The organism is Burkholderia lata, assembly GCF_902499335.1.
Classification (GTDB): Bacteria; Pseudomonadota; Gammaproteobacteria; order Burkholderiales; family Burkholderiaceae; genus Burkholderia; species Burkholderia lata_B.
Genome location: NZ_CABVQK010000002.1, coordinates 578578 through 602882, shown reverse-complemented (window position 1 = coordinate 602882; position 24305 = coordinate 578578). Strand labels below are relative to the sequence as shown.

18 protein-coding genes are annotated in these 24305 nt (G+C 67.0%); 15 read left to right on the top strand and 3 right to left on the bottom strand.

The window, feature by feature from the left end:
* Window positions 1-65 precede the first annotated feature (65 nt).
* Window positions 66-1370: an MFS family transporter gene (locus tag BCO18175_RS06970; RefSeq protein ID WP_011351908.1), complete on the top strand. Its 1305-nt coding sequence runs from the start codon at window positions 66-68 to the stop codon at window positions 1368-1370.
* Window positions 1371-1448: 78 nt separating this feature from the next.
* On the opposite strand, the gene BCO18175_RS06965 is transcribed toward BCO18175_RS06970, so the two are convergent.
* Window positions 1449-2378 (bottom strand): LysR family transcriptional regulator, encoded by a 930-nt coding sequence (locus BCO18175_RS06965; protein WP_174980015.1) that lies wholly within the window; start codon window positions 2376-2378, stop codon window positions 1449-1451.
* A 101-nt stretch (window positions 2379-2479) separates the two neighbouring features.
* On the opposite strand from BCO18175_RS06965, the gene BCO18175_RS06960 reads away from it, so the two are divergent.
* From BCO18175_RS06960 to BCO18175_RS06920, 9 genes are all read left to right on the top strand, one after another.
* Window positions 2480-3517, top strand: coding sequence for an agmatine deiminase family protein (locus BCO18175_RS06960; RefSeq protein WP_174980014.1), 1038 nt, complete (start codon window positions 2480-2482; stop codon window positions 3515-3517).
* Between the two features lie 46 nt (window positions 3518-3563).
* Window positions 3564-4478 carry an N-carbamoylputrescine amidase gene (aguB, locus tag BCO18175_RS06955; protein WP_174980013.1) on the top strand — a complete coding sequence of 305 codons (915 nt, stop codon included), beginning with the start codon at window positions 3564-3566 and terminating at the stop codon, window positions 4476-4478.
* 10 nt (window positions 4479-4488) lie between these two features.
* Window positions 4489-5601: a polyamine ABC transporter substrate-binding protein gene (locus tag BCO18175_RS06950; protein ID WP_254599177.1), complete on the top strand. Its 1113-nt coding sequence runs from the start codon at window positions 4489-4491 to the stop codon at window positions 5599-5601.
* A 76-nt stretch (window positions 5602-5677) separates the two neighbouring features.
* Window positions 5678-6790, top strand: coding sequence for an agmatine deiminase family protein (locus tag BCO18175_RS06945; protein ID WP_174980012.1), 1113 nt, complete (start codon window positions 5678-5680; stop codon window positions 6788-6790).
* A gap of 148 nt (window positions 6791-6938) precedes the next feature.
* Window positions 6939-8459: an agmatine deiminase family protein gene (locus BCO18175_RS06940; protein WP_174980011.1), complete on the top strand. Its 1521-nt coding sequence runs from the start codon at window positions 6939-6941 to the stop codon at window positions 8457-8459.
* 274 nt (window positions 8460-8733) lie between these two features.
* A complete protein-coding gene (locus BCO18175_RS06935) occupies window positions 8734-9429 on the top strand; it encodes an alpha/beta hydrolase (RefSeq protein WP_174912338.1) in 696 nt (231 codons plus the stop codon).
* Window positions 9430-9640: 211 nt separating this feature from the next.
* Window positions 9641-10456: an ABC transporter substrate-binding protein gene (locus tag BCO18175_RS06930; protein WP_174980010.1), complete on the top strand. Its 816-nt coding sequence runs from the start codon at window positions 9641-9643 to the stop codon at window positions 10454-10456.
* A 94-nt stretch (window positions 10457-10550) separates the two neighbouring features.
* Window positions 10551-11273 carry an amino acid ABC transporter permease gene (locus tag BCO18175_RS06925; RefSeq protein ID WP_174980009.1) on the top strand — a complete coding sequence of 241 codons (723 nt, stop codon included), beginning with the start codon at window positions 10551-10553 and terminating at the stop codon, window positions 11271-11273.
* 2 nt (window positions 11274-11275) lie between these two features.
* Entirely contained in the window at window positions 11276-12001 is a 726-nt protein-coding gene (locus BCO18175_RS06920) for an amino acid ABC transporter permease (protein WP_174980008.1), read from the top strand.
* A gap of 165 nt (window positions 12002-12166) precedes the next feature.
* On the opposite strand, the gene BCO18175_RS06915 is transcribed toward BCO18175_RS06920, so the two are convergent.
* A complete protein-coding gene (locus tag BCO18175_RS06915) occupies window positions 12167-13429 on the bottom strand; it encodes a M23 family metallopeptidase (protein WP_174980007.1) in 1263 nt (420 codons plus the stop codon).
* A gap of 337 nt (window positions 13430-13766) precedes the next feature.
* Window positions 13767-14414 carry a TetR family transcriptional regulator gene (locus BCO18175_RS06910; RefSeq protein WP_174980006.1) on the bottom strand — a complete coding sequence of 216 codons (648 nt, stop codon included), beginning with the start codon at window positions 14412-14414 and terminating at the stop codon, window positions 13767-13769.
* Between the two features lie 150 nt (window positions 14415-14564).
* Here BCO18175_RS06910 and BCO18175_RS06905 point away from each other — a divergent pair, with 150 nt between their 5' ends.
* From BCO18175_RS06905 to BCO18175_RS06885, 5 genes are all read left to right on the top strand, one after another.
* Window positions 14565-15764 carry a MexX/AxyX family multidrug efflux RND transporter periplasmic adaptor subunit gene (locus BCO18175_RS06905; RefSeq protein WP_174980005.1) on the top strand — a complete coding sequence of 400 codons (1200 nt, stop codon included), beginning with the start codon at window positions 14565-14567 and terminating at the stop codon, window positions 15762-15764.
* Window positions 15765-15784: 20 nt separating this feature from the next.
* Complete coding sequence (locus tag BCO18175_RS06900; RefSeq protein WP_174980004.1) at window positions 15785-18922, top strand: multidrug efflux RND transporter permease subunit; 3138 nt, start codon at window positions 15785-15787, stop codon at window positions 18920-18922.
* The gene (locus BCO18175_RS06895) at window positions 18922-20379 is read left to right on the top strand and encodes an efflux transporter outer membrane subunit (RefSeq protein ID WP_174980111.1); all 1458 of its coding nucleotides are present in this window, start codon (window positions 18922-18924) and stop codon (window positions 20377-20379) included. The genes BCO18175_RS06900 and BCO18175_RS06895 overlap by 1 nt, the downstream gene beginning before the upstream one ends.
* 834 nt (window positions 20380-21213) lie before the next feature.
* Entirely contained in the window at window positions 21214-21726 is a 513-nt protein-coding gene (locus BCO18175_RS06890) for a fimbrial protein (RefSeq protein ID WP_174969142.1), read from the top strand.
* Between the two features lie 118 nt (window positions 21727-21844).
* Window positions 21845-24298, top strand: coding sequence for a fimbria/pilus outer membrane usher protein (locus BCO18175_RS06885; protein ID WP_174980003.1), 2454 nt, complete (start codon window positions 21845-21847; stop codon window positions 24296-24298).
* Window positions 24299-24305 lie beyond the last annotated feature (7 nt).

Below are 24305 nucleotides of genomic sequence, written 5' to 3'. Positions count from 1 at the left end.
GTGCGACCGAACGCGGCGGCCCCGGCCGTCTCGCCCAGAAAGCACTAAAAGGAACTGACCAATCCATGGACGTCCAGACCGACCAAGCTGCGCTGTCCGCGCATGACACCCGGCGGCGCGTGTTCGCCATCGTCGGCGCCTCGTCGGGCAACCTCGTCGAGTGGTTCGACTTCTACATCTACTCGTTCTGCGCGCTGTACTTCGCGCCGGCCTTCTTCCCGAGCGGCAACACGACGACGCAGCTGCTGAACACGGCAGGCGTGTTCGCGGCCGGCTTCCTGATGCGTCCGATCGGCGGCTGGTTGTTCGGCCGCATCGCCGACCGCCACGGCCGGCGTAACGCGATGATGATCTCGGTGCTGATGATGTGCGGCGGCTCGCTCGTGATCGCGGTGCTGCCGACCTATGCACAGATCGGCGCACTCGCGCCGGCGCTGCTGCTGGTCGCGCGGCTGTTCCAGGGGCTGTCGGTGGGCGGCGAATACGGCACGAGCGCGACCTACATGAGCGAGGTGGCGCTGAAGGGCCGCCGCGGCTTCTTCGCATCGTTCCAGTACGTGACGCTGATCGGCGGCCAGCTGTGCGCACTGCTCGTGCTCGTGATCCTGCAGCAGACGCTGTCGGCCGACGAACTGAAGGCGTGGGGCTGGCGCATTCCGTTCGTGGTCGGCGCGGCGGCCGCGCTGATCTCGCTGTACCTGCGCAAGTCGCTCGACGAGACGTCGACGACCGCATCGCGCGACAAGAAAGACGCAGGCACGATCCGCGGCGTGTGGCAGCACAAGGGTGCGTTCTTCACGGTGGTCGGCTTCACGGCCGGCGGCTCGCTGATCTTCTACACGTTCACGACGTACATGCAGAAGTACCTCGTGAACACGGCGGGCATGCATGCGAAGACGGCCAGCAACGTGATGACCGTCGCGCTGCTCGTCTACATGCTGATGCAACCGGTGTTCGGCGCGCTGTCCGACAGGATCGGCCGCCGCACGTCGATGATCCTGTTCGGTTCGTTCGCGGTGATCGGCACGGTGCCGCTGATGCACGCGCTGAAGGACGTGACGAGCCCGGTGGCCGCCTTCGTGCTGATCACGGTCGCGCTCGCGATCGTCAGCTTCTACACGTCGATCAGCGGCCTCATCAAGGCCGAGATGTTCCCGCCGGAAGTGCGCGCGATGGGCGTCGGCCTGTCGTACGCGGTCGCGAACGCGATCTTCGGCGGCTCGGCCGAGTACGTCGCGCTGTGGTTCAAGTCGGTCGGCAGCGAGGAAACCTTCTACTGGTACGTGACCGTGCTGTGCGCGATCTCGCTGATCGTGTCGTGGCGGATGCGCGATCCGAGCAAGGAAGGGTATCTGCGTCACGAGCCGTGATCGGCCGCGCAATGTGCGCATTCACGTCATGACGAACGTCCCGCCAGCCGGCGGGACGTTTTTTTTTGCGGCGTGCGATTACGTGGGTGGCGGCGGCGCGTGGTCGGGCGCCGGCTCGGATGCGCTCGACAGGCTGCCTTGCTCGACCAGCCATTCGAACATCCGCTCGACGATCGGCGAGCGCGACGGGCCTTCCATGCGCGACAGCCACCACGTGGTGCCGGGCAGGCGCGGGTAATCGTCGAGCACGGTCAGGGTGCGCTGGTCGATGCCTGCCTGCGCGACGAGACGCGGCAGGCAGGCGATGCCACGGCCGCGCAGCACGGCGTCCAGCACGAGCCGCTGGTCATCGTAGATCGCATGCATCCGGAACGCCGACAGCCGCTCGCGGAATACCGTCGCCAGGCGCTCGTCGGTCAGGCTGGCTTCGAGACAGATGACCCCCGCGTGCCGCGGGTGCTCGTCGCGCGGCACGCGTTCGAGTTGCGCCGCCAGCGGCGTCGCGCACACCGTCACCCATTCGTCCCGCATGAACGGGATATCCAGCAGGCCGGGCTGCAGCATCGGCCGCGTGCCGATCGTCATGTCGACGTCGATCTCGTCGACGTAGCGCGCCGTTTCGTCGGTCGACAGCAGCGGGCACAGGTCGGGCAGCACCTGCTGCAACTGCTCGAGGCGCGGCTGCAGCCAGCCATGCAGCAACGGCGCGGGACACACCAGCACGACGAGCCCCGGATTCAGGTAGGTCGCGATGCGGTCGAGGCCGCCGCGCAACGTGTCCATCGCGCGCTGCACGCTGCGCTGCAGGACCTCGCCGGCGATGGTCAGTTCGACGCCGCGGCCGCGCCGGCGGAACAGCGGTTGCCCGAGCTGTGCTTCGAGCTGTTGGATCTGATGGCTGATCGCCGATTGCGACAGGTGCAGCTCGTCGGCCGCGCGCGAGAAATTGCCCAATCGGGCCGCAGCTTCGAAGCCGGTCAGCAGTTTCAGGGACGGAACACGTTGCATCGAGGTATGAGGTTAATTGATTAATTCGGCCAAGAAATATCAATATTCATCAAGTTTAACCTGACGCACAATCGGCCATCAATCACAACGGAGGCTGAACGATGGGTCGCTTTGATGCTCGCCAGCGCGGTTACCGGATGCCCGCGGAATGGGAATCCATGGATGCCACGTGGCTCGGATGGCCGGTTCTCCACGATCGCGAGGATCTGTGGGGGAGCCACTACGCGCAGGTGTGCCGCGAATTCGCGCTGGTCGCGCGGACGATCGCCCGCTACCAGCGCTGCGTGGTGGCCGCGCACCACAGCCAGGTCGATGCCGCGCGCGAACTGGTCGGCGCGAGCGTCGACGTGCTGCCGGTCGCGGCCGAGGACAACTGGCTGCGCGACTGCGGGCCGACCTTCCTCGTGAGCGAACAGCGCGGGCTGGGCGCGGCCGTGTTCCGCTTCAACTGCTGGGGCGAGAAGTACCAGCCGTACGACGGCTGCCAGCAGGCCGGGCAGGACATCGCGCGCGCGGCCGGCGCGGAGATCTTCAATTCACCTCTGGTGCTGGAGGGCGGCTCGTTCTATGTCGATGGGCAGGGCACGCTGGTCACCACCGAGAGCTGCCTGCTGCATCCCAATCGCAATCCGCACCTGAGCCGCGCGGAGATCGAGGCGGAGCTGAGCCGCATGCTGGGCGTCGAGAAGATCATTTGGCTGCCGGGCAATCCCGACGAAGTGGAGACGAACGGGCACGTGGACGGCATCGCGTCGTTCATCGCACCCGGCCGGATGCTGTGCCAGGCCGCGCTGCCGGAGCAGGGCGACTATTTTCACGTGATGCGGGAAAACCGTCGCGCGCTGGAGCTCGCGACCGATGCGGCGGGGCGCCGTTTCGAGCTGCTCGACCTGCCGTCGCCGATCGTCACCGAACGCTTCGGCTCCGAGCGCTACTGCGATTGCTACGCGAACTACATTCTGGTGAACGGTGCGGTGATCGTGACCGCGTTCGGCGTCGAGCAGGATCAGGCCGCGCGCGAGGTCTTCAGTCGTGCGTTCCCCGGGCGTAACGTGGAGATGCTGCCGATTCCGACGCTGTCGATCGGCGGCGGCAGCATCCACTGTTCGACGCAGCAGCAGCCGTCCGTCGCGAACTGAGCGACGTTTCGCCAGCGGTTTCCGGTCCCACCGAGGAGCAATCGCAATGCCGTCCAAACACATCACCGTTGCCGCCGTCCAGATGGCGTCGGGCAGCTGGAATCTCGAAGACAACATGGCCACCGCGGAGCGCCTGATTCGCGCGGCCGCCGCGCAGGGCGCGAATCTCGTGCTGTGCCCGGAGCTGTTCGCGATGCCGTACTTCTGCCTCGACCAGAACGTGCGCCATCTCGAACTCGCGCAACCGTTCGAAGGCAACGCGCAGATCGCCCGTTTCGCGGCGCTGGCCGGCGAACTCGGCGTCGTGCTGCCGATCGGCTTCTTCGAGCGCGCGGGCAATGCCGCGTACAACTCGATCGCCGTCGCGGATGCGGACGGGCGCGTGCTCGGCGTCTATCGCAAGACGCATATCCCGGACGGGCCGGGCTATACGGAGAAGTTCTATTTCACGCCGGGCGACACCGGCTTCAAGGTGTGGGACACGCGCTTCGGCCGGATCGGCATCGGCATCTGCTGGGATCAGTGGTATCCGGAGACGGCGCGCAGCCTCGCGCTGATGGGCGCCGAGATCCTGTGCTTTCCGACCATCATCGGCTCGGAACCGTTCAGCAGTGCGTTCGATTCGTCCGGCCACTGGCAGCGCACGATGCAGGGCCACGCGGCCGCCAACATGGTGCCGGTGGTGGCCGCGAACCGGATCGGCCGCGAAGTCGGCTTCGGCAACGGCAATCCGGAGCAGCGGGGGCTCACGGGCGTGTTCTACGGGTCGAGCTTCATCGCGGATCACACTGGCGAGAAGCGGGCCGAGGCGAACCGCACCGACGAAGCCGTGCTCGTGCACACGTTCGATCTCGACGCGATCCGCGCCGACCGGCAATCGTGGGGCTTTTTCCGCGACCGCCGCCCGGAGATGTACCGCACGTTGCTGACCAGCGACGGCGTATCGTCCTGTTATCGATGAGGGAGGCCCGATGAAACGGAACGGATGGTTGCGCTGCGCGCTGCCGGGCCTCGCGCTGTGCGTGCTGGCCGGCACGGCCCGCGCCGATGAAGAGAAGGTGCTGAACCTGTACAACTGGAGCAATTACTTCGCGCCGGATACGCTCGCCGGCTTCGAGAAGGAAACCGGCATCAAGGTGCGCTACGACGCATACGACAGCGACGAGACGCTGCAGTCGAAGCTGCTGACCGGCAACAGCGGCTACGACCTCGTGTGGCCGACCAACGACTTCATGGCCAAGCAGATCCAGGCCGGCGTGTTTCGCAAGCTCGACAAGAACCGGCTGCCGAACCTGAAGTATCTCGACCCGTCGCTGCTGAAGCAGATGGCGCAATCCGATCCGGGCAACCAGTATGGCGTGCCGTACATGTGGGGCACCGTGGGCGTCGGCTACGACCGCGCGAAGGTGCGCGCGATCCTCGGCAAGGACATGCCGGCCGACAGCCTCGACCTGCTGTTCAAGCCGGAGATCGCGGCGCGCGTTGCCGCGAAGTGCGGGCTGGGCCTGCAGGATTCCGCGAGCACCGTGCTGCCGCTGGCGTTGCGCTATATCGGCCGCGATCCGATGCATCCGGGCGCGCAGGACTATGCGGCCGCGCAGGCGATGCTGATGAAGATCCGGCCGTTCATCCGCGAATTCGTCAATTCGTCCGATTCCAACGAGTTGATCGACGGCGAGCTGTGCGTGACGGTCGGCTTCTCCGGCGCGATCAACCTGGCCGCGCAGAAGGCGAAGGCGCGCGATCCGAAACGTGACGTCGCGTACGACATTCCGCGGATCGGCACCCTGATGTGGTTCGACGCGATGGTCATTCCGGCCTCCGCGAAGCATCCGGACAACGCGCATGCGTTCATCAACTACATCCTGCGTCCGGACGTGATCGCGAAGATCTCGAATTCGACGCGCTACGCGAATGCGAACCAGGGCGCGCTGAAGCTGATGGACCCGGCGCTGGTGCGCGATCCGGGCATCTATCCGGACGAGGCGACGCGGCGTACGTTGTTCACTCCGATCGCGGAATCGCCGGCCGCGATGCGTCTGGAAGGCCGGACCTGGCTCGGCTTCAAGACGGCGCGACCTTGACCGCGCATCACGAAGCCACCGAACGATTGAAACAACCGAAGCAAACGAAGCAACCGGCAAGCGAAAGAGGAATGCCATGACAACGAGACGTCAACTGTTGAAACGCGGCCTGTCCGTATCGGGGGCGGCGCTGGCCGCCGGCGCGCTGGGCGGGTTGCTCGGCCGCGCCGCGCACGCGCAGCAGGGCGCAACCTGGCACATGCCGGACGAAGGTGCGCCGCACACGGCGACCTGGATGGCGTTCGGCCCGAGCGAGGACATCTGGGGCGCGCGGCTGTTGCCCGTTGCGCGCGCGAACCTGGCCGCGATCGCGAAGGCGATCGCCGCGCACGAACCGCTCAAGATGCTGGTGCGGGAGCAGGACTATGCGATCGCGTCGCGGCTGTGCGGTTCGTCGGTCGAGCTCGTCCAGCACCCGATCGACGATCTGTGGATGCGCGACACGGGGCCCGTGTTCGTGAAGAACGCGTCGGGCCAGCTCGGCGGCGTGAGCTTCAATTTCAACGGGTGGGGCAACAAGCAGGAGCACGACCAGGATGCGGAAGTCGCGCCGTTCGTGGCGGAGCGCGCGGGTGTGCGGCTGCTCGACACGCGGCTGGTGCTCGAAGGCGGCGGCATCGAGGTGGATGGCGAAGGCACGGCGATCATCACGCGCAGCTGCGTGCTCAACCGGAACCGCAATCCGGGCGTCAGCCAGGCACAGTGCGAGGCGGACCTGAGCCGGCTGCTCGGACTGAAGAAGATCATCTGGCTGCCGGGCATCGCAGGCAAGGACATCACCGACGGGCATACCGATTTCTACGCGCGCTTCACGAGCCCGGGCGTCGTGGTAGCGGGGCTCGATACCGATCCGTCGTCGTACGATCACGCGGTGACGCGGCAGCACCTGGAGATCCTGCGGAAATCCACCGATGCGAAGGGCCGCCCGTTGAAGGTCGTCGTGCTGCCGGGGCCGAAGAACGTCCGACACCAGTACGAGAACGCGGAATTCGCGGCCGGCTATATCAACTTCTACGTGTGCAATCGTGCGGTGATCGCGCCCGAGTTCGGCGACAGCCGCGCCGACCGCAATACGCGCGACACGCTCGTCGACCTGTTCCCGGGGCGCGAGGTCATCCAGCTGAACATCGACGGTATCGCCGCGGGCGGCGGCGGCATCCACTGCACCACGCAACAGCAGCCGGCCTGAGCACGGCCGCGGGCCGGCATGCGTGACCGGCCCGCACGACCGTAGCAGGCAGCGGTTCGTTCCGGACTACTTAAAACAATGCGGAATCCGTCTTGCGAGACGGAAGCCGGTGCGCACGCACGCACCGACCGCGCAATGGAGTTGAAACATGACGAAACGACGTACCCACGCGAGCGCAGGCAAGCGTTCGCCGCACACGCCGGATACCGGCCGGCGAGACTTCATCCGGTATTCGGCCCCGCTTCTCGGCTTGCCGCTGCTGGGCAGCCTGGCCGCCTGCGGTGGCGGTGGCGGCGGCGACGGTGCATCCGGCGCGGCTTCCGCGTTGCCGGGCACGACGTCGTCGGCACGGCAGGTCACGTATCGACTGCCGGCCGAAGATGCACCGCACGCGTCGACCTACATGGCCTTTGCGTCCGGCGCGGACGGCATCTGGATGCCCGTCACGCCGCAGAGCCCGGATGCCGGCATCGACCGCGTGCGTGCCGACCTGATGGACGTCGCGAAGGCGATCGGTGCAACCGAATCGGTCGAGATGCTGGTGCTGCCGGCCGACCTGGACGCGGCGCGCGCGCTGCTCGGGACCGCGAGCGCCGCGAATCCCGACCTGCATGCGCGTTACGCGGCACGTGCCGCGGGTACCGGCGGGATCAACCTCGTACCGCTCGCCGACGGCTTCAACGATTTCTGGTTGCGCGACACGGGTTGCGTGTTCGTCAGGGACACGGCGAACGGCAACGCGCTGATTGCGGTGAGCTTCAATTTCAACGGCTGGGGCAATGCGAACACCGACGGCGCGGGCCTGAGCGCGGGGACGACGGTTCCGCCGGAGGTCGCGGCCGCGAGCAACCGGTCGAAGACGGGCAAGTTCTTCCATCCGTTCGCGCGCGACAGCGCGGTGGCTGGCTGGATGGCGCAGACGAAAGGCGCCAACCTGATCCGGAGCACATTGACGCTCGAAGGCGGCGCGCTCGAATTCGACGGCGACGCGACGGCGATCCTCACCGAATCGTCCGTGCTGCACGTGAACCGGAATCCGCAACTGTTCGACATCCCGAACGGCGTGATCGCGAATGCGTCGCTCCTGCCGACGGCGAAAGACACCGTGCTCGCCGAACTGCAGCGCACGCTCGGCGTGCGGAAGATCATCTGGCTGCCGGGCACGGCGACCTATCCGCGCGGCAGCGGAGCGGGCGGTGCCGGCGGCGCGGCAACCCCGGCCGGCGAGACCGACATCACGAACGGGCACGTCGATTTCTACGCGCGCTTTATCGCGCCCGGCGTGGTCGCATGCTGTTACGACGCATCGAATTCGACCGGCGAACGCGCGTTGACGGACGCCAACCGGCAACGGCTCGCGGGCCAGACCGATGCGAACGGCCGGCCGCTGCGGATCGTCGAACTGGTGCCGCCGGCCAATTTCGGCACGTCGGCCGGCACGCGCCTGACCGATCTGCAGATGACGAATTTTGCAGCCGGCTACATCAATTTCTACACGTGCAACGGTGCGATCGTCATGCCGAAGTTCAACGACGCGGCGGCCGATGCGGCCGCGGTCGCCGCGATCCGGCCGTATGCGGGGAACCGGGCGATCGTGCAGGTCGATATCCTCGGCATCGCGTCGGGCGGCGACGGCATCCACTGCTCGACCCGTGAAGTGCCGGCATGAGCGTGTCCCGTCATATCGATATTGAAATCGATTCGTTGTCCATGACGGGCGAATTCCTTAATCTGGGCCCGTAGTTCGTGTGACACCTCCTTGACTGGGATTCGCGCCCGCTGCTTGCAGCGGGCGTCTTTTTTTGTGCGCTGCGTCTCACGCCGGCCCCGGCGGGGTTGGTCGCGCGCGGCGGCTCGCCTATGCTGGTTGCTGCATGTCCGCGCGATGGCCCGGATCGGCCGGGCCGGTGACAGTTCGATGACATGCCACGTCAAGGAGAGTCATGATGAGCAAACCCGCGATCGTGCTCGTGCACGGCTTCTGGGGCGGCGCCGCGCACTGGGCAAAAGTGATCGTCGAACTCGCGCGCAAGGGCCATGAATCGCTGCATGCGGTCGAATTGCCGCTGACCTCGCTCGCCGACGACGCCGAACGCACGCGCCGGATGGTCGCGCAGCAGGCGGGCCCCGTGCTGCTGGTCGGCCATTCGTACGGCGGCGCAGTCATCACCGAGGCCGGCAACCTGCCGAACGTCGCGGGCCTCGTGTTCATTGCCGCATTCGCGCCCGACGCCGGCGAAAGCCCCGGCGGAATCACGCAGGAACACCTGCCGGCCGCCGCGCCGAACCTCGCTCCCGACAGCGACGGCTATCTGTGGATCAAGCCCGACAAATTCCACGAGAGCTTCTGCCAGGACCTTTCGTCGGACGAAGCGCTCGTGATGGCCGTCACGCAGAAGGCGCCGGTGGCGAGCACCTTCGCGGACACCATCCACGCGCCCGCGTGGCGCGTGAAACCGTCGTGGTACCAGATCTCGAGCGAAGACCGGATGATCGCGCCGGAAAACCAGCAGCGGATGTCGGCGCGGATGGACGCACGCAAGGTCATCACGCTCGATGCGAGCCATGCGTCGCTCGCGTCGAAACCGGTGGCCGTCGCGGCGCTGATCGACGAGGCGGCGACCGCGCTCGCCGGGTGATGCGCGGGAAGCGGCACGCGGTACGATGCCGCGCCCGCGGCCCGCGTGGCTCATCACGAAACCCGCTGAGCAAAGCACCATTTGTTGGTTCGGATTCGCCGCACGCGCTGATACGTTAGCGGCTTCGCGACGACACACTCCGTCGCGATGTTCTTCGAACCGGGCCGCCGCGCGATCCGCGGCGGCCTTCATAACAAATCAGGTCGTGCTCATGAAATTCCACACTCTCGCTACGTGGCTCATCGGGGCTGCACTCATTACCGCAGGCACCGTCGCGCATGCGGACCGTCTCGACGACATCAAGAAAGCCGGCGTGCTGCGCGTCGCGACGTTCGACAGCAACCCGCCGTTCGGCTATGTCGACGGCAAAAGCAATCACATCGTCGGCCTCGACGTCGACTATGCGAAGGCGCTCGCCGACAAGCTCGGCGTGAAGCTGCAGCTCCAGCCGACCAACCCCGCGAACCGCATTCCGTTCCTGACGTCCGGCAAGGTCGATCTCGTGCTCGCGAACTTCACGATCACCGACGAGCGCGCGAAGCAGGTCGATTTCAGCATTCCGTATTTCTCGTCGGGCCAGCAGTTTCTCGCGAAGAAGGGCGTGCTGAAATCGGCCGACCAACTGAACGCGCTGCGCGTCGGCGCCGACAAGGGCACGACCAACGAGATCACGCTGCGCGAGAAATTCCCGAAGGCGACGATCGTCGCGTACGACGACACGCCGTTCGCGTTCGCCGCGCTGCGCGCCGGCAACGTGCAGGCGATCACGCAGGACGGCCCGAAGCTGATCGGGCTGCTCGCGAACGTGCCGGACAAGCAGAACTACGAGATCCCGGCATTCACGATCTCGAACGACTACATGGGCGTCGGCGTGCCGAAGGGCGAGACGCGCCTGCTCGGCTTCGTCAACGACACGCTGAAGGGGCTCGAGGCGAACGGCCGCGCCGTGCAGATCTACGACGCATGGTTCGGGCCGACGACGAAGACGCCGCTCACGCGCATCTTCCGGATCGGCGACAAGACCTGATCCGCATCGCACGCGCGCCGCGATCGGCCGGACCCTCGGCCGCGCGGCGCTTTCCGTTTTCTTCCGATCGCGCGCTTCGTGCCCGCAACACAGCATGCTCGGGTTGGCTCCCAAATATCTGTCCTGGCTCTGGCAGGGCTTCCTGCTGACGCTCGGCCTCGCGGCCGCGTCGGCCGTCGCAGCGACCGCCGGCGGGCTGCTGCTCGCGGTCATGCGGCATGCGCGCGGCACGGTGCCGCGCGCACTGGCGGCCGCGTACGTCCTCACGTTCCGCAACACGCCGCTGCTCGTGCAGTTGCTGTTCTGGTATTTCGGCGTCGCGTCGCTGCTGCCCGACACGTGGATCGCGTGGCTGAACGCGCGCCATGCGTTGAGCGTCGGCCCGTTCACGCTCGCATGGCCGTCGTTCGAATTCGTCGCGGGCTGGGTCGGGCTGAGCGCGTACACGGCCGCGTTCGTCGCCGAGGAATGCGAAGCGGGCCTGCGCGGCGTGCGGCGCGCGCAGCACGACGCGGCGGCCGCGCTCGGCCTCACGCCGATGCAGTCGCTGCGCTACGTGGTGCTGCCGCAGGCCGTGCGTATCGCGTTGCCGCCGCTGTTCGGCCAATACATGAATCTCGTGAAGAATTCGTCGCTCGCGATGGCGATCGGCGTGGCCGAGCTGTCGTATGCGTCGCGGCAGGTCGAGACCGAGACGTTCAAGACGTTCGCCGCATTCGGCGTGGCGACCGTGCTGTACGTCGCGGCGGTGGCCGCGATCGAAGCGGGTGCGTATGCGGCGACGCAATGGCGCGACCGGCTGGGAGCGGGGCGCTGACGATGGATTTTTCACTGCTGTTCTCCAATCTGCCGTACCTGCTCGTCGGCGCGTTCCCGGAGGGGCCGCTCGGCGGCGCCGCGCTGTCGCTGCTGCTCGCGATCGCGTCGGCCGTCGCATCGGCCGTGCTCGGGATCGCGCTCGGCGTCGCGATGGCGCTCGCGCGCGGCCCGGCACGCGTGCTGCTGCTCGCGTTCATCGGCTTCTTCCGCGCGATTCCGGTGCTGATGCTGATTTTCTGGACCTACTTCCTGATGCCCATGCTGCTGCACATGGACGTGCCGGGGCTCGCGACGGTCGTGTGCGCGCTCGCGCTGATCGGCGGCGCGTATCTCGCGCATGCGGTGCATGCGGGCATCGTCGCGGCCGGCGACGGGCAATGGCAGGCCGGGCTGTCGCTCGGGCTCACGCGCTGGCAGACGGTGCGCTACGTGCTGCTGCCGCAGGCGATCCGGATCATGACGCCGTCGTTCGTCAACCAGTGGGTCGCGCTCGTGAAGGACACGTCGCTCGCGTATATCGTCGGCGTGCCGGAGCTGTCGTTCGTCGCGACGCAGGTGAACAACCGGCTGATGGTGTATCCGGCGCCGATCTTCCTGTTCGTCGCGCTGATCTATCTGGTGCTGTGCACGTCGCTCGACGGCGCGGCACGCTGGCTGCTGTCGCGTCGCCCGCGCGCGGAACGTGCCGCGCATGCGGCGGCCGAATACACGGAACCTGCGCGGTGACGGCATGCCGCGGCCGTTTCGAATGGCCGATGAAGCAGCATGGGTGAATGTGTGCAGTGGGCCGTACGCCTGGCAGGTCGGGCCCGGCGGGCAGTACGGACAAGGACGGTAGAGGGCCGGGCGCGCGCGCCGCTGCTCATCGAGCGGCGACGGGCGGCAGATGCGTCACGACGCCGAGTAATGCGTATTGAAGACCGCGCGCAGTGTCGACGAGTCGGTCGCGAAATCGCCCCACAGCGGCCCGTCGTTCTGCGCGAACGCGAACGGCGCCGTACTGATCGACGCGAGACGGAAGCGCCACTGCGCCGCTTCGTGGCGGAAGGCGGTGAGCTGCATGTCGGACAGCGCCGTCTGCGCGCTCGCGAGCGTGACGAGCGGGTCGACCGGATCGTTCGCGACGCGCACCTCGAAGTGCAGGTGCGGGCCCGTGGCGGCGCCGGTCATCCCGACCGAGCCGATGCGCTGGCCTTGCTTCACGGCTTCGCCCGTCTTGAGGCCGTGCGCGAACGCGGACAGGTGCGCGTAGTAGGTCGAGTACCCATCGGCATGATCGACGATCACGTAGCGTCCGTAGCCGCCCGGATCGGTGCCGACGAACGACACGACGCCGTCGGCCGCCGCGTCGACGGGCGTGCCGCTCGGCGCGGCGAGATCGACGCCCGTGTGGAACGCCATCGCCTGCGACAGCGGATGGATGCGCTCGCCGAAGAACGAGCTGATGCGCGTCCACTTGACCGGCATCGTGAATGCGGCGGCTTCGAGCGGCGAGCCGTCGAGTGCGTAGTACGCGCCGTGCTCCGCGCCCGGCGCGCGGAACCAGATCGCGCCGAACGTGCGGCCGGCGACGCGCAGCTCTAGCGCGGTGAGGCGCGGCGTGCCGTCGTTCGTATCGTATGCGACGCGGTAGTAGTCGCCGCGCTGCGCGCTCGCCCGCATCGCGACCTTGCCGCTGACGAGATCGCCGAGCTGGATGCGCACCTCGGGCGGTACGTCGAGACGGTTCAGCGTATCGGACAGCGTGAGCTCGATGTCGCCCGCGCGCATCCCGTGCTGGTTTTCAGGGGCCGCGAACTGGAACAGGTTCGCATAGCCGAGCATCTCGTTGCGGTGCGCGCTGAGCGGTGCGAACAGACCCGGCTGCTGGCTGCGGTCGTTGCGTTCGCCGGCATCGTTGCGCTCGCCGATCGTGCGGGCGAGTTCGCTCGTCACGAAATGCTGCGCGGTGGGAAACGGCGTGTCGGACAGCACGCGCTGCGGCAGCGCGGCCGTGCCGGAGTCGACGGCGCCCGGCAGTTGCGACACGGCCGGCAGCGCTGCGAGGCCGAGTGCGGCGAGGGCGCCGAGCACGGCGGCCGGTACGAGCGCGCGCACAACGCGCTGCGCGCGGCCGGGCGCGAAAGCATCAGGGGTAGCGGCAGACTTGACCAAGGTGTCCACATCCAGGAAAGCGGTTCAAAGGGGTGTGGGCAGGGGCCACCGGCGGCACATCCGTCGGGCAGCGACGGGGCGGGCGGCGGGCGTGCAACAAAACAGGCCCCGCCAGGGGCCTGTATCGTTTCCGTTCGACCCAACGCGCGGGTGGACCCGCTTCGAACGGCGGCGTGCATACCGGGTCGAACCCGGTTATCACGAAGACGCTAAAGAAAGATGACAGCGTCAGTCTACCGATGTTCCGCAAAACGTTAAAAATTTTAAAGGGGGTCAGCTCATTCGTTTCGCAGTGCGGTAAATCGGGTTAAATCAGCATTTATTACGACAAATCCCGTCAGTCCGGCAATTTGTGCGCGCGGATGCGCAGCGCGGCGGATGTGCGCACGGTGTCGAAGCCGGCGTCGAGCATGGCCTCGGCGTCGGTCCACAGGTTGCCGCGCAGCCGGTTGGTCCAGATCATCGACGCGAACACGCCTTCGAGCAGCGACACGAGATAGACGGCGGCCAGGTGCACGTCGAGATCGGCGGCGACTTCGCCGGCCGCGATCGCGCGGCGCAGCAGTGCCTTCGTGATCCGCAGCATCTGCAATTCGAGTAGCATGCGGCGCCGTTGCAGCGCGCCGTTTTCCTCGCTCTGCTCGCACTTCGTATAGAGGATCACGAGCACGCGCTGCATCGGGCCCGGCTCGCCGCATTCCTGCAGATAGTGCGACGCGGCACGCCGCAGCGTGGCGAGCGGGGGCAGCCCTTCGCCCGCGTCGAAGCCTTCCGACGTGCGCGCGAACGCGCGGTCGCACAGCGCGAGACACACTTCCATCTTGTTGCGGTAGTGGCCGTAGACGGCGCCCCGCGACATCCCGGCGGCCTCGGCGAGGTCCGCCATCGCGGTTTGCGCAACGCCTTTCTCGAGCAGCACGAGCTCGGCTGCGTCGAGGATCCGGTGCTTGATGGCGAGCGATTCTTCCCGGGTCTTGCGGGCCATGTCCTGAGATTCCTTACAGTTCGCTGTCGTTTTATTGAGACAGTGTGACGGGCAGATTGAAACAGCGTGTATTTAATCAGTCGTGACTGATTATAATCGGCCACCCTGAGCTGCCGCATTTTATCGGCGGCGATCGATCCGAGGTCACACATGAATAACAATCGCTCCCTGTTGCGCCACCGGCTGGCGCCGTTCGCGCTGGCGGCCGTGCTGGCCCTGGCCGGATGTGGAAAGGGCGACAAGGACGCCGCGCCGGAGGCCGCGAAACAGGCAACGGTCGTGACGGTGCGCCCGACGGCCGTGCCGATGACCGTCGAATTGCCGGGCCGGCTCGACGCCTACCGGCAGGCGGAGGTGCGCGCGCGGGTTGCGGGCATCGTGACCGCGCGCACCTACGAGGAAGGCCAGGAAGTGAAGCAGGGCGCGGTGCTGTTCCGCATCGATCCCGCGCCGCTGAAGGCCGCGCGCGACGCCGCGCAGGGTGCGCTTGCGAAGGCGCAGGCCGCCGCGCTCGCGGCGAGCGACAAGCGCCGCCGTTACGACGATCTCGTGCGCGATCGCGCGGTGAGCGAGCGCGACCACACCGAGGCGGTCGCGGCCGACACGCAGGCGAAGGCCGACGTTGCGTCCGCGAAGGCGGAACTCGCTCGGGCGCAGTTGCAGCTCGACTATGCGACCGTCACCGCGCCGATCGCGGGCCGCGCACGGCGCGCGCTCGTGACCGAAGGCGCGCTGGTCGGCCAGAACGAGGCGACGCCGCTCACGACCGTCGAGCAGCTCGATCCGATCTACGTGAACTTCTCGCAGCCGGCCGCCGACGTCGACACGCTGCGCCGCGCGGTGAAGAGCGGGCGGGCGACGGGCATCGCGCAGCACGACATCGCGGTGACGCTGCTGCGTGCCGACGGCACCGCGTACCCGCTGAAGGGCAAGCTGCTGTTCAGCGATCTCGCGGTCGATCCGACCACCGACACCGTCGCGATGCGCGCGCTGTTCCCGAATCCGGAGCGCGAGCTGCTGCCGGGCGCGTATGTGCGGATCGCGCTCGACACGGCGGTCGACCAGCGGGCGATCCTCGTGCCGCGCGATGCGCTGCTGCGCACGGCCGACCGCACGTCGGTGCGGGTCGTCGGCACGAACGGCAAGGTCAAGGACGTCGAGGTCGCGGCCGACCAGATGAGCGGCCATGACTGGCGCATCACGCGCGGCCTCGCGGGCGGCGAGCGCGTGATTGTCGACAACGCCGCGCAGTTCGCGCCCGATACGGCCGTCAAGCCCGTCGAGAAGGCGCCGCCGTCGAAGGCAGCGCCGGCAGCGGCCGCTTCGCAGGCGGCTGCCCGTCAAACCTGACCGGTTAACACCACACCACCATGGCACGTTTCTTCATCGATCGCCCCGTCTTCGCGTGGGTGATCGCAATCTTCATCATGCTGGGCGGCGCATTCGCGATCCGCGCGCTGCCCGTTGCGCAGTACCCGGACATCGCACCGCCCGTCGTCAGCATCTATGCGACGTACCCGGGCGCGTCCGCGCAGGTCGTCGAGGAATCGGTGACCGCGCTGATCGAGCGCGAAATGAACGGTGCGCCGGGGCTGATGTACACATCGGCCACCAGCAGCGCCGGGATGGCGTCGCTGTACCTGACGTTCAAGCAGGGCGTGAACGCCGATCTCGCGGCCGTCGAAGTGCAGAACCGGCTGAAGACGGTCGAGGCGCGGCTGCCCGAACCGGTGCGGCGCGACGGCATCCAGGTCGAGAAGGCCGCCGACAACATCCAGCTCGTGGTGTCGCTGACGTCCGACGACGGACGGATGACCGCCGTGCAGCTCGGCGAATATGCGTCGGCGAACGTCGTGCAGGCGCTGCGTCGCGTCGAGGGTGTCGGCAAGGTGCAGTTCTGGGGCGCCGAATACGCGATGCGGATCTGGCCCGACCCGGTGAAGATGGCCGGGCACGGCCTTACCGCGTCGGATATCGCGTCGGCCGTGCGTGCGCACAACGCGCGCGTGACGATCGGCGACATCGGCCGCAGCGCGGTGCCGGCCAGCGCGCCGATCGCGGCGACCGTGTTCGCCGATGCGCCGCTGAAGACGCCGGCCGATTTCGGCGCGATCGCGCTGCGCACGCAGGCCGACGGCTCCGCGCTGACCCTGCGCGACGTCGCACGCATCGAGTTCGGCGGCAACGACTACAACTACCCGTCGTACGTGAACGGCAAGGTCGCGACCGGGATGGGCATCAAGCTCGCGCCGGGCTCGAATGCGGTATCGACCGAGAAGCGCGTGCGCGCGACGATGGACGAGCTGTCCGCGTATTTTCCGCCGGGCGTGAAGTACCAGATCCCGTACGAGACGTCGTCGTTCGTGCGCGTATCGATGAACAAGGTCGTCACGACGCTGATCGAGGCCGGCGTGCTGGTGTTCCTCGTGATGTTCCTGTTCATGCAGAACCTGCGTGCGACGCTGATCCCGACGCTCGTCGTGCCGGTCGCGCTCGCGGGCACGTTCGGCGTGATGTATGCGGCGGGCTTCTCGATCAACGTGCTGACGATGTTCGGGATGGTGCTCGCTATCGGCATTCTCGTCGACGACGCGATCGTCGTGGTCGAGAACGTCGAGCGGCTGATGGTCGAGGAGGGGCTCGGGCCCTACGACGCGACCGTCAAGGCGATGAAGCAGATCAGCGGCGCGATCATCGGGATCACCGTGGTGCTGACGTCGGTGTTCCTGCCGATGGCGTTCTTCGGCGGCGCGGTGGGCAACATCTACCGGCAATTTGCGTTGTCGCTCGCGGTGTCGATCGGCTTCTCGGCTTTCCTCGCGCTGTCGCTGACGCCCGCGCTGTGCGCGACGCTGCTCAAGCCCGTGTCCGGCGGCCATCACGAGAAGCGCGGCTTCTTCGGCTGGTTCAACCGCTTCGTCGCGAGCTCGACGCAGCGCTATGCGACGCGCGTCGGCAAGATGCTGAAGAAGCCGGTGCGCTGGCTCGTCGTGTACGGCGCGCTGACCGGCGTCGCGGGGCTGATGCTCACGCAACTGCCGACCGCGTTCCTGCCGGACGAGGACCAGGGCAACTTCATGGTGATGGTGATCCGGCCGCAAGGCACGCCGCTCGCGGAAACGATGCAGAGCGTGCGGGAAGTCGAGTCGGCGATCCGCCGCGACGAGCCGACCGCGTTCACGTATGCGCTCGGCGGCTTCAACCTGTACGGCGAAGGGCCGAACGGCGGGATGATCTTCGTCTCGCTGAAGAACTGGAAGGAGCGCAAGAGCGAAGACGCTCACGTGCAGGCGATCGTCGCGCGCATCAACGAGCGCTTCGCGAGCACGCCGAACACGACGGTGTTCGCAATGAACTCGCCGGCGCTGCCCGATCTCGGCTCGTCGAGCGGCTTCGACTTCCGGCTGCAGAACCGCGGCGGGCTCGACTACGCGACGTTCAGCGCCGCGCGCGAGCAGCTGCTCGCGACGGGCCGCAAGGATCCGGCGCTGGCCGACCTGATGTTCGCCGGCACGCAGGACGCACCGCAGCTGAAGCTCGACATCGATCGCGCGAAGGCGTCCGCGCTCGGCGTGTCGATGGACGAGATCAACACGACGCTCGCGGTGATGTTCGGCTCCGACTATATCGGCGACTTCATGCACGGCACGCAGGTGCGGCGCGTGGTCGTGCAGGCCGACGGGCTGCACCGGCTCGATCCGGACGACGTGAAGAAGCTGCGCGTGCGCAATGCGCGCGGCGAGATGGTGCCGCTCGCGGCGTTCACGACGCTGCACTGGACGCTCGGGCCGCCGCAGCTCACGCGCTACAACGGCTTTCCGTCGTTCACGATCAACGGCTCGGCCGCGGAAGGCCACAGCAGCGGCGAGGCGATGGCCGCGATCGAGCGGCTCGCCGGGAAGCTGCCGGCCGGCACCGGCTTCTCGTGGTCGGGGCAGTCGTTCGAGGAGCGGCTGTCGGGCGCGCAGGCGCCGATGCTGTTCGCGCTGTCGGTGCTCGTCGTGTTCCTCGCGCTCGCGGCGCTCTACGAGAGCTGGTCGATTCCGTTCGCGGTGATGCTGGTCGTGCCGCTCGGCGTGATCGGTGCGGTGCTCGGCGTCACGCTGCGGATGATGCCGAACGACATCTACTTCAAGGTGGGGTTGATCGCGACGATCGGGCTGTCCGCGAAGAACGCGATCCTGATCGTCGAAGTCGCGAAGGACCTGGTCGCGCAGCGCATGTCGCTCGTCGACGCGGCGCTCGAGGCCGCGCGCCTGCGGCTGCGGCCGATCGTGATGACGTCGCTCGCGTTCGGCGTCGGCGTGCTGCCGCTCGCGTTCGCGTCGGGCGCCGCGTCCGGCGCGCAGATGGCGATCGGCACCGGCGTGCTGGGCGGCGTGATCACGGCGACCGTGCTCGCGGTGTTCCTCGTCCCGCTGTTTTTCGTGATCGTCGGCCGCCTGTTCGACGTCGGCCCGCGCCGGCGCGGCGGGGCACAGCCGGCGACGATGGAGGGTTCTCAATGATGTTTGCGCTGAATGCACGCGCCGCGCTGCGGGTCCAGGTTGCGCTGGCCGCCGCGCTCGCGCTGGCCGGCTGCACGCTCGCGCCGCGTTACGAGCGACCGGCGGCGCCGGTGCCGGCGACCTATGCGCCGGTCGATGGCAGCGCGGCACCGGCGGCCGAGGTGTCGCCCGCCGATGCCGCGCTGCTCGACGACTGGCGCACCTACTTTACCGATGCGTCACTGCAGGCGTGGATCGACGCGGCGCTCGCGAACAACCGCGACCTGCGGGTCGCGGCCGGCCGGCTCGAGGAAGCGCGCGCGCTGTACGGCGTGCAGCGCGCGGACCTGATGCCGTCGGTCGATGCGAATCTGGGCTATGACCGTGCGCGCCAGTACGACCCGGTCGTGCGCGAAAGCGCGATCAGCGGGCTGTATCGCGCGGGCGTCGGCATCAGTGCGTACGAGCTCGACCTGTTCGGCCGCGTCCGCAGCCTGTCCGATGCGGCGCTCGCCGACTATTTCGCGACGGCCAATGCACAGCGCACGGTTCGCATCGGCGTGATCGCCGACGTGGCAGGCGCGTATGTATCGGAGCGTTCGCTGCACGAGCAGCTCGCGCTGGCGCGGCGGACGCTGGACGCGCGTGAACACATGGCCGCGCTCACGCAGCGCCGCTATGCGGCCGGCACGAGCGACGCGATCGAGCTGCGCTCGGCCGAGATGCTGGTGGCATCCGCGCGCGCGTCGCAGGCCGCGCTGGAACGCGAGCATGCGCAATCCGTGCGCGCGCTGCAGTTGCTCGCGGGCGACTTCGCGCGCACCGTGCCGGGTGACACGACTGCGCTCGACACGCTGTCGATCGCGCCCGTGGCGCCCGGCGCACCGAGTGCGCTGCTCGAGCGACGCCCGGACATCCGGCAGGCGGAAGCGCGGCTCAAGGCCTCCAACGCGCAGATCGGTGCCGCGCGCGCGGCGTTCTTCCCGCGCATCACGTTGACGAGCGACTACGGCTCGGTCAGCGACGCGTTCTCGAGCCTGTTCACCGGCGGTACGAGCGTGTGGACCTTCGCGCCGCGCATCACGCTGCCGATCTTCGCGGGCGGCCGCAATCGCGCGAATCTCGACGTCGCGAACGCGCGCAAGCACATCGCGGTTGCCGATTACGAGAAGACGGTACAGACCGCGTTCCGCGAAGTGGCCGATGCATTCGCCGCGCGCGACTGGATCGATCGCCAGCTTGCCGCGCAGCAGGACGTATATACGGCCGACGGCGCGCGGCTGAAGCTCGCGGAGCGTCGCTACGCGGGCGGTGTCGCGACGTATCTCGAACTGCTCGACGCGCAGCGCAGCACGTACGAGTCGGGGCAGGAACTGATCCGGCTCAAGCAGCTCAGGCTCACGAACGCGATCACGCTGTACCGCGCGCTCGGCGGTGGCTGGTCGCCGGTGTCGGCGCAGGCCGAGGCTGCCGCGTAATGCCTGTCGCCTGACGCGACAACGCGCCGGGCGGCACGGCGGCGGTACGCTTCGACGTGCCGCCGCCGCTTCATTCGACCGATATCGCTGCTCCAGCGAAATCTCTCCCCGCTGACCGGCCGGTCAGGACGCCTTTCATCCAGCATCAACGCGCACGCGCGCGTTCCGGAACGGTGCCCGTCCTGCGACCGCTCGCGTCGCAATCCCGCGCAAACGTGTGCGGGTCATTTTCCCTTCTTTCTGCCATGCAATGCAGCCCGGATGTCGGGTTCTAAAGGCCGCTCGCGCATGCGATTTACGATCCGGAATTGATGGTCTAATTAATCAATGAATTGGAAATAATGAGGGCGGCAAAGTGTCGCAGTAAAACGTTTGTATTCATTGCGCAATCGTTTGCGCGAAAAAATTGTATTGATTGAATCGATCGTTAATTTCCTGTTTGTTGAAAATGATTCGATATTGGCGTTGTCGGTTCGCAACGATGGCGGCGCTGGACAATGTTTTGTCCTTTTTCGAGAGGATATCGCGAGAGCCAATGCCAGCAAGGAGGAGCGGGGTGATGTCGGTTATCCGCCGAAAATATCGTTAATCTTCAATTACTTCCGGTAAATAAAAAAGGACTGCGGATAAAAATGGCGAGATTGAAAATCGACGGGAAATAGTGAGGGTTTAGAGGGGTAAATCGGACATTGTCAGAGGCATTTGACAATGATTTACAGAAAACTTTCACGATTATCTCGATAATGCGGCCTCGTGACGGACGGGAGCCACCACACGCTGCCGTTTGTGTCCGCCACGTCATCTACTCCATTTGCACTCCTTACGGGTAACGTCATGAAAAAATCCCTCCTGACCGCTGTCGCACTCGCGGCCCTGTCGACCTCGGCCTTCGCAGCGGGCACCGGCACGATCAACTTCACGGGCGAGATCGTCGCGGGCGCATGCGGCATCGATTCGGGTTCGGTCAACCAGACCGTGAACCTCGGCAAGGTGCCGACCAACGTGTTCAAGCAGGCTGGCGACAAGTCCACGCCGACCAACTTCGACATCAAGTTGACCGACTGCGACACGAGCATCGCGCAGAACGCGTACTTCACGTTCACGGGCACGTCGAGCGCGGGCCAGCCGAAGCTGCTCGCGACGATCGGTTCGGCAACCAACGTCGGCATCCGCCTGCAGGCAGCGTCGGGCGAATACCTCGACAACGGCGCCGAGCAGAAGGCACCGACCGTGCTGCAGAACGGCACGAACACCGCGCGCTTCGCAGCCATGTACGAAGCGACCGCAGCCGGCGTGACGCCGGGTACCGCCGACGGCGTGGCGAACTTCACGGTCCGCTACCAGTAAGCCGCCGTACCGGGGAAGGGTGCGTGCACCCTTCCTCGTTCGTTTTTCCTTCTTTTTCCCCTTCCTGGACTTCCGGTAGCGCCGCGTGCGAATCAGACATTCCTTCCTTTGCGTCTCCGTGCTGGTTGTCGGCAGCCAGAGCCATGCGACGGAATTCAATTCGTCGTTCCTGAACATCGACGGTTCGAACAACGTCGACCTGTCGCAGTTCTCGCAGGCGGACTTCACGCTGCCCGGCGAGTACATGCTCGACGTACAGGTCAACGACCTGTTCTACGGGCTGCAGGCAATCGAGTTCATCGCCGTCGACACGTCGGGGGCGGGCAAACCGTGCCTGCCGCCGGAGCTCGTCGCGCAGTTCGGGTTGAAGCCTTCGCTCGCGAAGGACCTGCCGCGCTTCCAGGGCGGACGTTGCGTCGACCTCGGCGCGATCGAGGGGGCAACCGTGCGCTACCTGAAAAGCGACGGGCGGCTCAAGATCACGATTCCGCAGGCCGCGCTCGAGTTCACCGACTCGACCTACCTGCCGCCGTCGCGCTGGTCCGAAGGGATTCCGGGTGCGATGCTCGACTATCGCGTGATCGCGAACACGAACCGCAACTTCGGCACGGGCGGCAGCCAGACGAATTCGATCCAGGCCTACGGGACGGTTGGCGCGAACTGGGATGCATGGCGCTTTCGCGGCGACTACCAGGCGCAATCGAACGTGGGCAATACGGCCTACGCGGACCGCACGTTCCGCTTCAGCCGGCTTTATGCATTTCGCGCGCTGCCGTCGATCCAGTCGACGGTGACGTTCGGCGACGACTACCTGACGTCGGACATTTTCGACACGTTCGCGCTGACGGGCGCGTCGATCCGCAGCGACGACCGCATGCTGCCGCCATCGTTGCGCGGCTATGCGCCGCTGATCGCGGGCGTCGCACGCACCAACGCGACCGTGACCGTGTCGCAGGCAGGCCGCGTGTTGTACGTGACGCGCGTGTCGCCGGGCGCCTTCGCGTTGCAGAACATCAATACGAGCGTGCAGGGCACGCTCGACGTCGCGGTCGAGGAAGAAGACGGCAGCGTGCAGCGCTTTCAGGTGACGACGGCCGCCGTGCCGTTCCTCGCGCGCGCCGGGCAATTGCGCTACAAGGCCGCCGTCGGCAAGCCGCGGCTGTTCGGCGGTGCCGGCATCACGCCGTTCTTCGGCTTCGGTGAAATCGCGTACGGCCTGCCGTTCGACGTCACCGCGTATGGCGGTTTCATCACCGCGTCGGGCTACACGTCGATCGCGCTCGGCGTGGGCCGCGATTTCGGCGCGTTCGGCGCGCTGTCGGCCGACGTCACGCATGCGCGGGCGAAGCTGTGGTGGAACGGCGCGACCCGCAACGGCAACTCGTACCGCATCAACTATTCGAAGCACTTCGACGGGCTCGATGCCGACGTGCGCTTCTTCGGCTATCGCTTCTCCGAGCGCGAATACACGAACTTCGCGCAGTTCTCGGGCGACCCGACCGCGTACGGCCTCGCCAACAGCAAGCAGCGCTACTCGGCGACGCTGTCGAAGCGCTTCGGCGACACGTCGACCTATTTCTCGTACGACCAGACGACCTACTGGGAACGTGCGAACGAGCAGCGCGTCGGCCTCACGCTCACGCGGGCGTTCTCGATCGGCACGCTGCGCAACCTGAACGTGAGCGTGTCGGCCTTCCGCACGCAGAGCGCCGGTGCAAGCGGCAACCAGGTCTCGGTCACCGCGACGTTGCCGATCGGCGGCCGCCACACGGTCACGTCGAACCTGACGACGGGCAGCGGCAGCACGAGCGTGAACGCGGGCTACATCTACGACGATCCGGCCGGTCGCACCTACCAGATCAACGCGGGCGCGACCGACGGACGCGCATCGGCGAACGCGAGCTACCGCCAGCGCTCGTCGGCATATCAGCTGACCGCGCAGGCGTCGACCCTGGCCAATGCGTATGCGGCCGCATCGCTCGAAGTCGACGGTTCGTTCGTCGCGACGCAATACGGCGTGTCGGCGCATGCGAACGGCAATGCGGGCGACACGCGCCTGCTGGTGTCGACCGACGGCGTGCCCGATGTGCCGCTGTCCGGCACGCTCTCGCATACCGATTCGCGCGGCTATGCGGTGCTCGACGGCATCTCGCCGTACAACGTGTACGACGCGACCGTCAACGTCGAGAAGCTGCCGCTCGAAGTGCAGGTGTCGAACCCGATCCAGCGCATGGTGCTGACCGATGGCGCGATCGGCTTCGTGAAATTTTCCGCCGCGCGCGGCAGCAACCTGTACCTGACGATGACCGACCCGGCCGGCAAGCCGCTGCCGTTCGGTGCGTCGGTGCAGGACGCGGCGAACGGCAAGGAGCTCGGCATCGTCGGCGAGGGCGGTGCGGCGTTCCTGACCCAGGTTCAGCCGAAATCCACGCTGGCGGTGCGCGCGGGTGAACGCACGCTCTGCACGATCGATACGCTGCCGAACCAGCTCCAACTCGAAGGCACGCCGATTCCGGTGACGTGCCAGACACCCGTCGAGTCGCATGCAGCGGCCGCACGGGTCGAACGATGAATTCACG